This window comes from Shinella sp. GW821-FHT10F02 (genome assembly GCF_058809275.1).
On sequence record NZ_JBXASL010000011.1, the window covers coordinates 147,366 to 161,817 of the forward strand.

The following is a 14,452-nucleotide window of genomic DNA, read 5'->3' on the forward strand; positions in this document are numbered from 1 at the left end:
CGCAAGGAGCGCCAGGCTTGGCCAAGTCGATCAGGACAATGGAGGATTTTTCCGAGTTCGTCGGCCTGTCCCGGCCCACGGTGTCGAAATACTTCAACGACCCCTCCTCGGTGCGCAAGCGCACGCGCGACGCCATCGAGGAGGCGCTGAAGAAATCCGGCTTCCGGCCGAACATTTTTGCCGTCAACCTCAACCGCCGTCGCTCCAACATCCTCGGCGTGGTCATCCCGAACTCCACCGATCCTTTCTACATGGCGCTGACGCGGCGCATCGAGCTTATCGCCAACGAGGCCGGCTTCCTCGCCTTCGTTCTCTCCTCGGATGGGCGCAAGGAGATGGAGGACAATGCGATCAAGACCTTCAAGTCGATGAACGTGGCGGGCGCCATCATCGCTCCGCTCGGTGTGGGCGCGCGCCAGACGACGCTGGAGCAGCTCGGCCAGTCCATCCCGCTGGTCTATGTCGATTCGCCGATCGACGAGACCTCCGCCTTCGTCGGCACGGACAATCGCCAGAGCTTCGGGTTGATCGTCGACTATCTCTGCCGCTCCGGCGAGCCGCCCTGCTATTTCGGCATGCCCAACGTCAACACCAATGCCGCCACCCGCCTCAGCGCCTATCGCGAGGCGATGGCGCGGCTGAATGTCGAGCCGCACATCCTGCCCGTCGCAAACGCCACGACCTGGGATTTCGAGCGCTTCGCCTTCGAAGAGGCAAGCCGTCTTTTCGAGAAGCCGGACGCGCTCGCCTCGCGCACCATCCTCTGCGCCAACGATCGCCTGGCCTTCGGCGTCATTGCGGCCGCCTGGCAGAAGGGGCTGAAGGTTGGCCACGGCGCGGATTACGACCTGCGCGTCGCCGGCCATGACGACCATCCCCTGTCACAATATGCCTGCCCGCCCATCACAACGGTGGCGCAGAACTACAACGAGATCGGCCGGCTGGCGATCGAGCTCCTGCTGCGCAAGCTCAGCGACACGGAGGACCCCACCTCCAGCAAGGACCAGATTCTCCTGAAATCGGACCTGATGCTGCGCCGCTCGGCGTGACAGCCGCGGGTTGCATTGCCTCAAATTGAACGAAGCACGACGAAACTCTTTTAAGGCCCGGATGCTACAACGGGCCAAAACGGGGGCCTTCGTCCATGACTGTCGATCCTGAACGTGTCCGGCTGATCGAGGAATTCCGCGATTGGAAGAAGACGATTTTCGCCATTACCAGGGAGATTATCGAACGGCGCGCCTTCGCGGATGGAAAGGACCATCTCGCCGGCGTGCTGAAGGACCTTCCGGTGCGCGCCTTCGATGCCGTTCTCGGGCTGCGGATCAGCGACGCGAGCGGAGACATCCAGCGCGCGACGGAGCTGATGTTCAACATCGCGCACCATCGCCATGGCGCGATCGAGACTTTCACCGGCCTGGAGATCGACCTGTCGGTGCATGAGCGGGCGCGTGCTGCGGACGGTCGCTTCGTCCAGGGCGTCGAGCTCAGCCTCTACCAGCGCAGCACCTACGACTTCCTCGCAAGATCCGATGCCGAGATTGCCGGCGAATACAATGCGACCGCAAGCGCCTGGCAGGGCGGCTTCGATGCGCTCGAATCCACAGGTCTCGATGGCATGCAGGAGGTGCTGGCCGTGGCGCATGTCATCCCGCGCGGCGACGACTATTATTACGGCATCGTGCGGGAGCCGCTGGACCGCGATCTCGTCGCCTATGCGGAGGTGGTCTTCGACGCCCTGATCGCCGTCGAGTTCCATCGCTGCATGCACGATATCGTCGCGGCGCTCGTGTTGCCGCAGGAGATGGTCGTCATCGTCGGCGAGCACGACATTCTCTCCGTGCCGCACACGCATTATCGCCGGCCGGGAAGCCCGGCGTGGCGCTCTGCACCGATGCGCGACCCGCGAATGGAGCAGATCCGCCAGCAGGCGCTCGCCAGCCTTGCCGGCATCGCCGAGACGGCGCGAAACCTGCGCCCGGCCGGGCAAAAACCCTTCGGGCGCCGGACGTCCTGATGGTCCCCCAAAAAAAGACAACCCCGCTTTCGCAGGGTTGTAAATTTGTTCAAAGGCTGAGGATCACTCGGCCGGCTGGAGCGCCGGCGTGTCGGCGATGGGCTCGCGGCCGCCGCTGAGTGCGGCGTTGAGCTTCTCGACGTCGAGTTCGTTTTCCCAGCGGGCGACGACGATGGTGGCGACCGCATTGCCGATGAAGTTGGTGAGCGCGCGGCATTCCGACATGAAGCGGTCGATGCCGAGGATCAGCGCCATGCCGGCGACCGGCACGGAGGGCACGACCGAGAGCGTGGCGGCCAGCGTGATGAAGCCGGCACCCGTGATGCCCGCGGCACCCTTGGAGCTCAGCATGGCGACGAGCAGCAGCAGCACCTGGTCGCCGAACGACAGGTTGATATCGACCGCCTGGGCGATGAAGAGGGCTGCGAGCGTCATGTAGATGTTGGTGCCGTCGAGGTTGAACGAATAGCCCGTCGGGATGACGAGGCCGACGACCGAGCGCTTGCAGCCGGCGCGTTCCATCTTCTGCATCAGGCCCGGAAGGGCGGCCTCGGACGACGAAGTGCCGAGCACCAGCAGCAGCTCTTCCTTGATGTAGCGGATGAGCGCCAGGATGGAGAACCCGTTGTACTTGGCGACGGCACCCAGCACGACGAAGACGAAGACGAAGGCGGTGAGGTAGAAGGTGGCGATCAGGAAGGCGAGGTTGGCGACCGAGCCGATGCCGTATTTGCCGATGGTAAAGGCCATGGCGCCGAAGGCGCCGATGGGGGCGGCCTTCATGAGGATGGCCACCAGCCGGAAGATCGGGTTCGTCAGCGCCTGGAGAAAATCGACGACCGGCTTGCCCTGTTCGCCGACCATGCCGAGCGCGATGCCGAACAGCACGGAGAAGAACAGCACCTGCAGGATATCGCCCTCGGCGAAGGCGCCGACGATGGTCTGCGGGATGATGTTCATCAGGAAACCGGTGATGGTCGATTCATGCGCCTTGGAGGCATAGGTCGCCACCGCATTGGCATCGAGCGAGGCGGGGTCGATATGCATGCCCGCACCCGGCTGGATGACATTGGCGACGATCATGCCGACGACCAGGGCCAGCGTCGAGAAGGTGAGGAAGTAGAGCATCGCCTTGCCGGCGACGCGGCCCACCTTCTTCAGGTCCGACATGCCGGCAATGCCGGTCGCGACGGTCAGGAAGATCACCGGGGCGATGATCATCTTGACGAGCTTGATGAAGGCATCGCCGAGCGGCTTCAGGCTGGCGCCGAAATCGGGATAGTAGTGGCCGACCAGCATGCCGGCGACGATGGCGACGATGACCTGGACATAGAGGTGGCGGTAGAACGGGATTTTGGCACGCGGTTGCGCGTCTGCAGACGGGATATGCATGACTTCCTCCTTTTACACCCCAACCGGAAAACCGGCTCTTCCCAGGGTGACTTGCTGAAACTGGCACAAGCTCAGCAAGGGGCGTGCCAGTTCGCATTGGTGAGGTTAAGTGCATGTAATAGCTTTATTTTATTTTCGACTGCACGAACTGTGATCCGCGTCTGTGCGGATATCCGCACGAAAATCCTTGAGTGTCGTGCGGTTTCATGCTCAAAATCCGCGATGGACGCGCTAGCGCAAACCAGCACGCAAAAGACCCTCTCCCGCGCAACGCGGCGGCAGTGGGTGGCGTTTGCCCTCGTGCTGCTGCTGGTGTCGATCGCGGCGCTTTATGCCGCCGGGGTCTATGGCCGCTCTGCTGCCCTTTCAACGCTGGAGGCGCAGGGTCGCACGGATGCGAACCTCAAGGTGGCGCTGCTGCGCGCGGTGCTGGAGCGCCCGCGGGCGCTGCCCTTCCTGCTGTCGCGCGACCGGGATGTCACGGAGGCGCTGGCGGGCGCCGACCCAGCCAAACGCAGCTTCCTCGACCGCAAGCTGGAAGACCTCGTCGCCGGCACCAGCGCCGCGGTGATCTATGTGATCGACCCCAAGGGCGTGGCGATTTCCGCGAGCAACTGGCGCGAGCCGACCAGCTTCGTCGGCAACGACTATTCCTTCCGCGCCTATTTTTCCCGCGCGATGGCGGAGGGCACGGCCGAGCATTTTGCGCTGGGTTCGGTTAGCAAGCGGCCCGGGCTCTATATCTCGCACCGCATCGGCCCGGCGCAAACGCCGCTCGGTGTCGTCGTGGTCAAGATGGAGTTCGACCAGCTCGAACGGGACTGGCACGAGACGCAGCGCCCCTCCTATGTCGTCGATGCCGACCATGTGGTGCTGATCACCAGCATCCCCTCCTGGCGTTTCATGACCACCGAGCGGCTGCCGGCCGAAAGCCTTGCGGCCATTCGCGAAAGCCTGCAATTCGGCGAGGCGCCGCTGGCGCCGCTGCCCTTCGAGGAGACGGCGGACAGCCGCGTCATCCGCGCCGTGCAGCCGGGCGGCGGTGCGGAGGCCTATCTGCGCATCACCACGCCGGTCGCCACCACGCCCTGGCAGTTCGAATATCTGGTGCCTGTCGCCGATGCCGTCGCGACCAGCATGCGCGAGGCGCGCCTTCTGGCCGTGTTGGCGCTTGGCGCAATCACGCTTGCCGCCGCAATCTGGCTGCGCCGCCGCCAGATGGCGCTCGCCACCATCGCCCGCGACCAGGCGGCGCGCGAGGAGCTGGAACGCCGCGTGATCGAGCGCACCCGCGACTTGAGCCTCGCCCGCGACCACCTGCAAGCCGAAATCGCCGACCACCGCGAGACCGAGACGAAGCTGCAGGCCGTGCAGCAGGATCTGGTGCAGGCGAACCGTCTCGCCATTCTCGGCCAGGTGGCGGCGGGCGTGGCGCATGAAATCAACCAGCCGCTCGCCACCATCCGCGCCTATGCCGACAATTCCAAGGTTTTTTTGGCGCGCAGCAAGCCGGAGCCGGTCTTGGAAAACCTCGATCTCATCGCTGGCCTCACCGACCGCATCGCGACGATCACCGAAGACCTCAAGGCGCTCGCCCGCAAGGGCCGCTCCGGCGAGGAGCCGGTGGCGCTGCGCGACGTCGTCGACGGCGCGATCATGCTGCTGCGCAGCCGTTTCACCGGCCGGCTGGAACGCCTGATCATCGCGCCGCTGCCGGAAGGGCTGAGCGTGATGGGCAACCGGTTGCGGCTGGAGCAGGTGTTCATCAACCTCTTCCAGAATGCGCTGGAGGCCGTGGGGGACCAGGCGGACGGCCGCGTCGACGTGTCGGTCGTCGCGAATGGCGAGGTCGTCATCGCGGTCGCCGACAACGGCCCCGGTCTCTCGCCCGCCATCCTCGGCTCGCTGTTCGAGCCCTTTAACACGTCGAAGGAAAAAGGCCTCGGTCTCGGTCTCGTCATCGCGAAGGACATCGTCTCCGATTATGGCGGACGGCTGGAGGTGGAGACGGGCGAGCGTGGCGCCTGCTTCAAGGTCCATCTCAGAAAGGCGCCGGCATGACGACGCCCGTCCTCCTCATCGACGACGACCGGCAGCTCCTGCGCGCCACCGCGCAGACGCTGGAGCTGGCGGGTTTCGACGTCTCGCCGCTCGGTGCGGCCACGGACGCGCTCGGCATGCTCGACCGGGATTTTGCCGGCGTCGTCGTCTCGGATATCCGCATGCCGGGCATGGACGGGCTCCAGCTTTTCGAGCGTATCCAGGGCCTCGACGCCGAAATCCCGGTGATCCTTGTCACCGGCCACGGCGATATTCCGACCGCCGTCAAGGCGATCCAGGATGGCGTCTACGACTTCATCGCCAAGCCCTTCCCGGCCGAGCGGCTGATCCAGTGCGTGCGCCGCGCCGCGGAAAAGCGCGGCCTCGTTCTCGAAAACCGCCGGCTGCGCGAGGCCGCACGGCAGGCGGAGGATGATTTTCCGCTGATCGGCCAGACGCCGGTGATGGACCGCCTGCGCCAGACATTGCGGCAGATCGCCGATACCGATGTCGACGTGCTGGTGACGGGCGAGACGGGCAGCGGCAAGGAGGTCGTCGCCCGCCTGCTGCACGGCTGGAGCCGCAGGGCGAAGGGCCATTTCGTGGCGCTCAATTGCGGGGCGATGCCCGAACAGGTGATCGAGAGCGAACTGTTCGGCCACGAGCCCGGCGCCTTCACCGGCGCGCAGAAGAAGCGCATCGGCCGCATCGAACATTCGAGCGGCGGTACGCTGTTCCTCGACGAATTGGAAAGCATGCCGCTCTCCACCCAGATCCAGATGCTGCGCGTGCTGGAACTGCGCGAGGTGACGCCGCTTGGCACCAACGAGGTGCGGCCGGTCGACATCCGCATTGTCGCCGCCGCCAAGGTGGACCTTGCCGATCCCGTGCAGCGCAAGGCCTTTCGCGAGGATCTCTATTATCGTCTTAACGTCGTGTCGCTCGCCATTCCGCCGCTGCGCGAGCGGCGCGAGGACATTCCGCTGCTCTTCAGCTATTTCGCCGAGCGCGCCGCCCGGCGCTTCCAGCACGCCGCACCCGGGCTTTCGGCCGAAATCCTGCGTCATCTGCGCGAACACGACTGGCCGGGCAATGTGCGCGAGCTTTCCCATTTCGCTGAGCGCGCGGTGCTGGGCCTGATGCCTTCGGCCGCCACGCCTGTCCCGTCCGTTGCCGCCGCGGGCGGCACGCTGCCCGAGCGGCTGGAGCGGCTGGAGGCAGAGATCATCCGCGACACGCTGTCGGCCCATGGCGGCGACGTGCAGGAGACGATCGCGGCCCTCGGCATCCCGCGCAAAACCTTCTACGACAAGCTCCAGCGCCACGGCATCGTGCGGCGGGAATTTTCCGCAAAGGGCGAGTCCTGAGCACAATCATCAGCAACAGTTGCACCTTCGCCACGGCGAAGCGGTTCGGAATGTCCTAACATCCGGCTGGATCATTCGGGGGGCCTGACGGACGATCCGCGAAACTTGCCGTAAACGGAGGATCGGCATGAAAGCTGCAATTGGCGCAATCGCGCTCTGGCTGGCGCTTTCGCCTGCCGCCGAGGCCCAGCAAAGTGGCGGCAATGCCGCTGCCGGCCAGACGATCGCCGACTTCGACCGGGCGATCCGCCTCGATCCGAAGAATGCCATCCCCTATAACGAACGCGGCAAGCTCCATTTGCAGGCGGGCCAATTCGACAAGGCGATCGCCGATTTCACGGCCGTCATCGACCTCGTGCCCGACAACGCGACCGCCCGCCACAACCGCGGCATGGCCTATCTGCTGGCCGGCGACGTGGCAAAGGCGCTGCCGGATTTCGACGCGGCCCTGACGCTCGATCCGACCCGCGCCGACACCTACCAGAACCGCGGCGTCGCCCATGTGCGGCTCGGCGATGTCGACAAGGGCATTGCCGATTTCGACGAGGCGATCCTGCGCCGGCCGACCGCCAATTCCTACAATTCGCGCGGCTCGGCCCATGCAATGAAGGGTGATTTTTCGCGCGCCATGGCCGATTACGACCAGGCCCTGACGCTGGAACCAAAACGCGCCGAGACCCTGCAAAGCCGCGGTTCCACCCGGCTGGAGATGGGAAAGGTGGAGGCGGGCATCGCCGATCTCTCCGAAGCCATCCGGATCGACGCCCGGAACCCCGGCTATTACGACATGCGCGGCGTCGCCTATCTGCGGAAGCGGGATTACGCGGCGGCGATTGCGGATTTCAACCGGGCGCTCGACCTCGATCCCGCCCGCGTCGTCTCGCTGCGCAATCTCGGCGTGGCGCAATCGGAAAGCGGCGAGGGGCGGCTTGCCGTTGCCAGTTTCGACAAGGCCCTGGCGCTCGATGCGAAGGATGACGGGTCGCTGTCGGCCCGCGGCTTCACGCTCTACCGGCTCGGCGAATTCGACAAGGCCTATGCGGACCTCAACGCCGCGCTTGCCCTCAATCCCAGGAATGCCGACACCTACAACAACCGCGCGGAAGTCTACCGGCGCGACGGCAAGCTCAAGGAGGCGATGGCGGACCTCGACCAGGCCTTGGCGCTGAACCCGCGGCAAAGAAATGCCCGGCACAATCGCGGCATCGTGCTGGTGGAAACCGGACGCTACGACGAGGCGATCGCCGATTTCGAAACGGCCATCCAGATGAAATTCGACGACGAGGAAACCTATTACGCCCGCGCCACCGCCTACCGGAAGAAGGGCGAGACGGCGAAGGCGCTGGCGGACCTGGAATACGCCCTGCGGCTCAACCCGAATTTCCTGAAGGCGCGCGACCTGCGCACCGAGATCAAGAGCGCGGTGAAGTAAGCCTCACACCGTCAGGTGCCGACGGGCTTCCGGGGTGTCGAGCGTCTCGGCGGCGCCCTCATGCACGATCTCGCCGCGGTCCATGATGTAGACGTGGTCGGCAAGCTCGCGGCAGAAATCGAGGTACTGCTCGACGAGCAGGATGGCCATGCCGGTGGAATCGCGCAGATATTTGATCGCCCGGCCGATATCCTTGATGATCGACGGCTGGATGCCCTCGGTCGGCTCGTCGAGCACGAGGATTTTGGGCCGCGTCACCAGCGCCCGGCCGATCGCCAACTGCTGCTGCTGCCCGCCCGACAGATCGCCGCCGCGCCGGCCGAGCATGGATTGCAGCACCGGGAAGAGGCTGAAGATCTCGTTCGGGATGAAACGTTCCGAGCGCTTCACGGGGGCGTAGCCGGATTCGAGGTTTTCCTTGACGGTGAGCAGCGGAAAGATTTCGCGCCCTTGTGGCACATAGCCGATGCCGTGCTTGGCACGATTGTAGGGGGCCATGCCGTCGAGCTTCACATCGTTGAACGTGACGGTGCCGGCGGAGAGCGGGTGCTGGCCGGTGATGGCGCGCAGCAGGCTGGACTTGCCGACGCCGTTGCGGCCGAGCACGCAGGTGATCTTGCCCATTTCGGCGGTGAGCGAGATGCCGCGCAGCGCCTGCGCGGCGCCGTAGTGGAGGTTGGCTTTTTCGACGGTCAGCATGCTTGGGCTCCTGTGGTGGTGGAGGCCGTGTCACCCCCCTCTGCCCTGCCGGGCATCTCCCCCACAAGGGGGGAGATTGGATGGGGCGAGGTCTCGCCCATTACGAACGTCGCGTGGGAGCAAAGCGTCTGCCACTTGCCGATCTCCCCCCTTGTGGGGGAGATGCCCGGCAGGGCAGAGGGGGGCATCACCGCCGCAAATTCCAAGGACAAGAACACCGAATACACCCTCACCTCCCCAGATAGTTTTCGATGACCTTCTGGTCGGCGCTGACGAAGTCGATCGAGCCTTCCGCCAGCACGGAGCCTTCGGCAAGGCACGTCACCTTGACGCCGAGGTCGCGGATGAAACCCATGTCGTGCTCGACGACGACGACCGAGCGGGTCTTCGCGATCTCCTTCAGCAGGATCGCCGTTTCCGCCGTCTCGGCGTCCGTCATGCCGGCGACGGGTTCGTCCACCAGCAGCAATTCCGGCTCCTGCGCCAGCAACATGCCGATCTCCAGCCATTGTTTCTGGCCGTGGCTGAGGTTGGCCGCAAAATCGTCCTTGCGGTTCATGAGCCGCACGGTGGAAAGGATCTCCTCGATGCGCGCCTTGTCCTCGGCGGTCAGGCGATAGAACAGCGTCGAGAAGACGCCGCGGTTGCGGTTGAGCGCCAGTTCCAGGTTGTCCCAGACGGTGTGGCTCTCGAAGACCGTCGGCTTCTGGAATTTTCGGCCGATGCCGAGCTGGGCGATTTCGGCTTCGTCCTTCTGGGTGAGGTCGATCGTGCCCTTGAAGAAGACCTCGCCGGAATCCGGCCGCGTCTTGCCGGTGATGATGTCCATCATCGTCGTCTTGCCGGCGCCGTTCGGGCCGATGATGGCGCGAAGCTCACCGGGCTCGATGACGAAGGAGAGCGAATTCAGCGCCTTGAAGCCATCGAAGGAGACGGAGACGCCGTCGAGATAGAGGATGCTGGTGGGTTTTGCGTTGCTTGCGAGCGTGTTCATGCCAATTACTCCGCCGCCTGGGGTTCTGCCGCCGCAAAGGCGCGCGCCTCTTCAACAGCCTTCGCCTTGCGGTATTCCTTGCGTCGCTCGAAAAACTGCCGCGCGGTGCCGACGATGCCCTTGGGCAGGAACAGCGTGACGAGCACGAAGAGCCCGCCGAGCGCGAAGAGCCAGAATTCCGGGAAGGCGGCGGTGAAGATGCTTTTTCCCCCGTTGACGAGGATGGCGCCGACGATCGGGCCGATCAGCGTGCCGCGCCCGCCGACCGCCGTCCAGATGACGACCTCGATGGAATTGGCCGGATCGAACTCACCGGGATTGATGATGCCGACCTGCGGCACGTAGAGCGCGCCGGCAACGCCCGCCATCATGGCGGAGACCACGAAGGCGAAGAGCTTCATGTGCTCGACGCGGTAGCCGAGGAACCGCATGCGGCTCTCCGCATCGCGCACGCCGACGAGGATCTTTCCGTATTTCGAGCGCACGATGCCCGAGGTGATGATGAGCGAGAGGGCGAGCGCGATGGCCGAGGCCGCGAAGAGCGCCGAGCGCGTGCCGTTCGACTGGATGTTGAAGCCTAAAATGTCCTTGAAGTCGGTGAGGCCGTTGTTGCCGCCGAAGCCCATGTCGTTGCGGAAGAAGGCGAGCAGCAGGGCGAAGGTCATCGCCTGGGTGATGATCGAAAGATAGACGCCATTGACGCGCGAGCGGAAGGCGAACCAGCCGAAGACGAAGGCGAGCAGGCCCGGCACCAGCACCGCCATCAGCGCGGCGAACCAGAACATGTCGAAGCCGTGCCAGAACCAGGGCAGTTCCTTCCAGTTGAGGAAGACCATGAAATCCGGCAGCAGCGGATTGCCGTAGGAGCCGCGCGCGCCGATCTGGCGCATCAGATACATGCCCATGGCATAGCCGCCGAGCGCGAAGAAGGCGGCGTGGCCGAGCGAGAGGATGCCGCAGAAGCCCCAGACGAGATCGAGCGCCAGCGCCAAGAGCGCATAGGTGAGGTATTTGCCGAACAGCGAGACGATGTAGGTCGGCACATGCAGCGGGTGGTCCGGCGCGGTCATGAGGTTGAGCGCTGGAATGAGCGCAGCAAGCGCCAGCAGGATCGCGACCGTGATGACGATGTTGCGCCCGAGGGCCTTCGCGAGAAACGAGGTGATCATGCTTCCACCGCCCTGCCTTTGAGTGCGAAGAGCCCGCGCGGCCGCTTCTGGATGAAGAGGATGATGAGGACGAGCACGAGGATTTTACCCAGCACGGCGCCGGCATAGGGCTCCAGGAACTTGTTGAGGATGCCGAGCGTGAAGGCGCCGACCAGCGTGCCCCAGAGATTGCCGACGCCGCCGAAGACCACGACCATGAAGCTGTCGATGATGTAGCCCTGGCCGAGGTTCGGCGAGACGTTGTCGATCTGGCTCAGCGCCACGCCGGCAATGCCCGCGATGCCGGAGCCGAGCGCAAAGGTCAGTGCGTCCACCCAGGGCGTGCGGATGCCCATGGAGGAGGCCATGCGGCGGTTCTGCGTGACGGCGCGCATCTGCAGGCCCATCGGCGTCTTCTTCAAGAGGAAGAGCAGGAAGGCGAAGACGGCGAGCGAGAAGACGATGATCCACATGCGGTTCCAGGTGACCGTGAGCCCGCCGAGTTCGAAGGCGCCGGACATCCAGGAGGGATTGGCGACCTCCTGGTTGGTCGGGCCGAAGATCGAGCGCACGGCCTGTTGCAGGATCAGCGAGACGCCCCAGGTGGCGAGCAGGGTTTCGAGCGGCCGGCCGTAGAGGAAGCGGATGATGCCGCGCTCCATGACGAGGCCGACGGCGCCGGTGACGAGGAAGGCGAGCGGCAGCGCGATCGCCAGCGACCATTCGAACAGGCCCGGCCAGGCAGCGCGGATATAGGCCTGCACCACGAAGGTCGTGTAGGCGCCGAGCATGACCATCTCGCCATGCGCCATGTTGATGATGCCCATCACGCCGAAGGTGATGGCAAGGCCGATCGCGGCAAGCAGCAGCACCGAGCCGAGCGACAGGCCGTACCAGATGTTCTGCGCGCCGGCCCAGAGCTCAAGCTGGTCCTCGATCTGCTGGATGCCGGCTTCGATATCGGGCCGCAGGCTTTCATCGGCAGAGGCGAGTGCCCCGGAGAGCAGCGACAGCGAGTCCCGCCCGCCGGTCTGGACGACGGTCGCGACGGCCGCCTTCTTCTCCTCCACCGGGCGATCGGACACCAGGATGGCGGCGGCGCGGGCCTTTTCGAGCACGGCCTTGACCGCGCCGTCGGTTTCGGCGGCAAGGGCGGCGTCCAGGCCTTCGAGCGTATCGGCGGATGGCGTGCGCAGGATGGTGCTGGCGGCCTGGAGGCGTACGGACGTGTCGGGGCTCATCAGCGTCAACCCGCCGAGCGCGGCGCGGATCACCCGGCGCAGCCCGTTGTTGACCTTGACCTTTTCGAGCGCGGCCTTGGCTTCCTCGCCGGCCGCATCGCCCGTCAGGGCATCGACGAGCGCGAAATTGGCGCCGGCCGGCTTGACGATGAAGACGGTGCCGTCGGCCTTGCGCTGGTAGAGATCGCCCTCGGCGAGTGCTTCAAGGGCGGGCACGATCTTCGGGTCGCCGGTCTTCGCCAGCGCTTCGACCTGTTTCTGGTTTTCCTGGAAACTGCCGCCGCCCAGCGCATTGACCATGCTGCGCAGGTCGTCTGCCGCGCGCAGGTCGGTGGCGAGCAGCGTCACCATCACGCAGACGGCGATGAGCAGGCATTGCAGGAAACGATGGATGAGCCGCATGTGCATCTCATGGCCTCGAAGCACTGGTCGTCAGGAAAGGGAAACATCCCGGCGCGTGGAACGCCGGGATGCAATGCGGTTGCCGTGAGGATCAGGAGCCCTTGCCGCCGCACTTGCCGGTGGCGACGTTGAAGTTGCCGCATTCCATGGGCTTGCGCCAATCGGCGATCAGGTCCTTGGAGTCGGGCAGGAAGTCCGACCATTCGTCGCCGACGACGAGGCCGGAGGTCTGCCACACGGTTTCGAACTGGCCGTCGGCCTGGATTTCGCCGATCAGCACGGGCTTGGTGATGTGGTGGTTCGGCATCATGGTGGAGAAGCCGCCCGACAGGTTCGGCACGGAGACGCCGATCATTGCGTCGAGCACGGCGTCCGTATCGGTCGTGCCGGCCTTTTCGACAGCCTTCAGCCACATGGCGAAGCCGATATAATGAGCTTCCATCGGGTCGTTGGTGACGCGCTTGTCGTTCTTGGTGAAGGCCTTCCACGTCTTGATGAACTCGGCATTCGCCGGGTTGTCGACAGACTGGAAGTAGTTCCAGGCGGCGAGATGCCCGACGAGCGGCGCGGTGTCGAGGCCGGCGAGCTCTTCCTCACCCACCGAGAAGGCGACGACCGGAATGTCTTCCGCCTTGACGCCCTGGTTGCCGAGTTCCTTGTAGAAGGGAACGTTGGCGTCGCCGTTGATGGTGGAGACGACGGCCGTCTTCTTGCCGGCTGAGCCGAACTTCTTGATGTCGGAGACGATCGTCTGCCAGTCCGAGTGACCGAACGGCGTGTAGTTGACCATGATGTCCTCGGGCTTCACGCCCTTGGAGATCAGGTAGGCTTCCAAAATCTTGTTGGTCGTGCGCGGATAGACATAGTCCGTGCCGGCCAGAACCCAGCGCTCGACGCCTTCGTTCTCGGCGAGATAATCGACGGCCGGGATCGCCTGCTGGTTCGGTGCGGCGCCCGTGTAGAAGACGTTGCGCTGGCTTTCTTCACCCTCGTACTGGACGGGGTAGAAGAGGATGGAATTCAGCTCTTCGAAGACCGGCAGCACCGACTTGCGCGACACCGAGGTCCAGCAGCCGAACACGGCCGAGACCTTGTTGACGGAGACTAGCTCGCGCGCCTTTTCGGCGAAGAGCGGCCAGTCGGAGGCCGGGTCGACCACGACGGCTTCGAGCTTCTTGCCCAAGAGACCGCCCTTCTTGTTCTGCTCCTCGATGAGCATCAGCATGGCGTCCTTGAGCGTCGTCTCGGAGATCGCCATGGTGCCGGAAAGCGAATGCAGGATGCCGACCTTGATCGTGTCGTCGGCCGCGAAGGCGCCGTGGAAGGCGGTTGTCGAAAGAATTGCAGCAAGCAATGCGCCGGTGGCGCGCGCCTTGATGGACATTGTCGGAACCCCTCTCGTTCTTTTTGACCGCAACGGGGGCGGAAGCTGTTTAACCGTTGCTTAAGAAACTATCCGCCGGGGATGCTGCGCTGCACATACGTCATTCTACGTAGTTGCCGGGGGGAAGCGGGAAGTTTTGCGGCGCTGCACCAATTTCAGGGGCGGTATATCCGTGCTAGAAAGGCCTTGTGTGTTGAGGCCACTGCCCTCTCCTCCGTCATCCTCGGGCTTGACCCGAGGATCCACGGCACCCGCGGCTTGGATCCTCGGGTCAAGCCCGAGCAACTGTGTTGTGTGATGTCAAGACAGGAACGCTCTGTTGTCCCTCACGGCTGC

11 protein-coding genes are annotated in these 14,452 nt (G+C 64.6%); 5 read left to right on the plus strand and 6 right to left on the minus strand.

Annotation, left to right across the window (positions count from 1 at the left end):
- Nucleotides 1-38 precede the first annotated feature (38 nt).
- Together AC1RWL_RS29585 and AC1RWL_RS29590 are read left to right on the plus strand one after the other, a co-directional pair.
- Nucleotides 39-1,049 carry a LacI family DNA-binding transcriptional regulator gene (locus AC1RWL_RS29585; protein WP_493096988.1) on the plus strand — a complete coding sequence of 337 codons (1,011 nt, stop codon included), beginning with the start codon at nucleotides 39-41 and terminating at the stop codon, nucleotides 1,047-1,049.
- Between the two features lie 95 nt (nucleotides 1,050-1,144).
- Nucleotides 1,145-2,017: a hypothetical protein gene (locus AC1RWL_RS29590; protein ID WP_493096888.1), complete on the plus strand. Its 873-nt coding sequence runs from the start codon at nucleotides 1,145-1,147 to the stop codon at nucleotides 2,015-2,017.
- A gap of 63 nt (nucleotides 2,018-2,080) precedes the next feature.
- On the opposite strand, the gene AC1RWL_RS29595 is transcribed toward AC1RWL_RS29590, so the two are convergent.
- Entirely contained in the window at nucleotides 2,081-3,409 is a 1,329-nt protein-coding gene (locus AC1RWL_RS29595) for a dicarboxylate/amino acid:cation symporter (protein WP_439629203.1), read from the minus strand.
- A gap of 222 nt (nucleotides 3,410-3,631) precedes the next feature.
- Between AC1RWL_RS29595 and AC1RWL_RS29600 the strand changes: the two genes are divergently transcribed.
- The 3 genes from AC1RWL_RS29600 (at nucleotide 3,632) to AC1RWL_RS29610 (ending at nucleotide 8,248) form a co-directional block, all read left to right on the plus strand.
- A complete protein-coding gene (locus tag AC1RWL_RS29600) occupies nucleotides 3,632-5,470 on the plus strand; it encodes a sensor histidine kinase (RefSeq protein ID WP_493096887.1) in 1,839 nt (612 codons plus the stop codon).
- On the plus strand, nucleotides 5,467-6,816 hold the full coding sequence (locus AC1RWL_RS29605) for a sigma-54-dependent transcriptional regulator (protein ID WP_493096886.1): 1,350 nt from the start codon (nucleotides 5,467-5,469) through the stop codon (nucleotides 6,814-6,816). The genes AC1RWL_RS29600 and AC1RWL_RS29605 overlap by 4 nt, the downstream gene beginning before the upstream one ends.
- A gap of 127 nt (nucleotides 6,817-6,943) precedes the next feature.
- The gene (locus tag AC1RWL_RS29610) at nucleotides 6,944-8,248 is read left to right on the plus strand and encodes a tetratricopeptide repeat protein (RefSeq protein WP_493096885.1); all 1,305 of its coding nucleotides are present in this window, start codon (nucleotides 6,944-6,946) and stop codon (nucleotides 8,246-8,248) included.
- 3 nt (nucleotides 8,249-8,251) lie between these two features.
- Here AC1RWL_RS29610 and urtE read toward each other — a convergent pair whose 3' ends face one another.
- The 5 genes from urtE to urtA all read right to left on the minus strand — a co-directional run bounded on the left by urtE (nucleotide 8,252) and on the right by urtA (nucleotide 14,116).
- Entirely contained in the window at nucleotides 8,252-8,947 is a 696-nt protein-coding gene (urtE, locus tag AC1RWL_RS29615) for an urea ABC transporter ATP-binding subunit UrtE (protein WP_435268110.1), read from the minus strand.
- 229 nt (nucleotides 8,948-9,176) lie between these two features.
- Nucleotides 9,177-9,941 carry an urea ABC transporter ATP-binding protein UrtD gene (gene urtD, locus AC1RWL_RS29620; protein ID WP_435268109.1) on the minus strand — a complete coding sequence of 255 codons (765 nt, stop codon included), beginning with the start codon at nucleotides 9,939-9,941 and terminating at the stop codon, nucleotides 9,177-9,179.
- A 5-nt stretch (nucleotides 9,942-9,946) separates the two neighbouring features.
- On the minus strand, nucleotides 9,947-11,110 hold the full coding sequence (gene urtC / locus AC1RWL_RS29625) for an urea ABC transporter permease subunit UrtC (protein WP_493096884.1): 1,164 nt from the start codon (nucleotides 11,108-11,110) through the stop codon (nucleotides 9,947-9,949).
- Nucleotides 11,107-12,738: an urea ABC transporter permease subunit UrtB gene (gene urtB, locus AC1RWL_RS29630; protein WP_493096883.1), complete on the minus strand. Its 1,632-nt coding sequence runs from the start codon at nucleotides 12,736-12,738 to the stop codon at nucleotides 11,107-11,109. Before urtB ends, urtC begins: the two co-directional genes overlap by 4 nt.
- 85 nt (nucleotides 12,739-12,823) lie before the next feature.
- The gene (gene urtA / locus AC1RWL_RS29635) at nucleotides 12,824-14,116 is read right to left on the minus strand and encodes an urea ABC transporter substrate-binding protein (protein WP_023512565.1); all 1,293 of its coding nucleotides are present in this window, start codon (nucleotides 14,114-14,116) and stop codon (nucleotides 12,824-12,826) included.
- Nucleotides 14,117-14,452 lie beyond the last annotated feature (336 nt).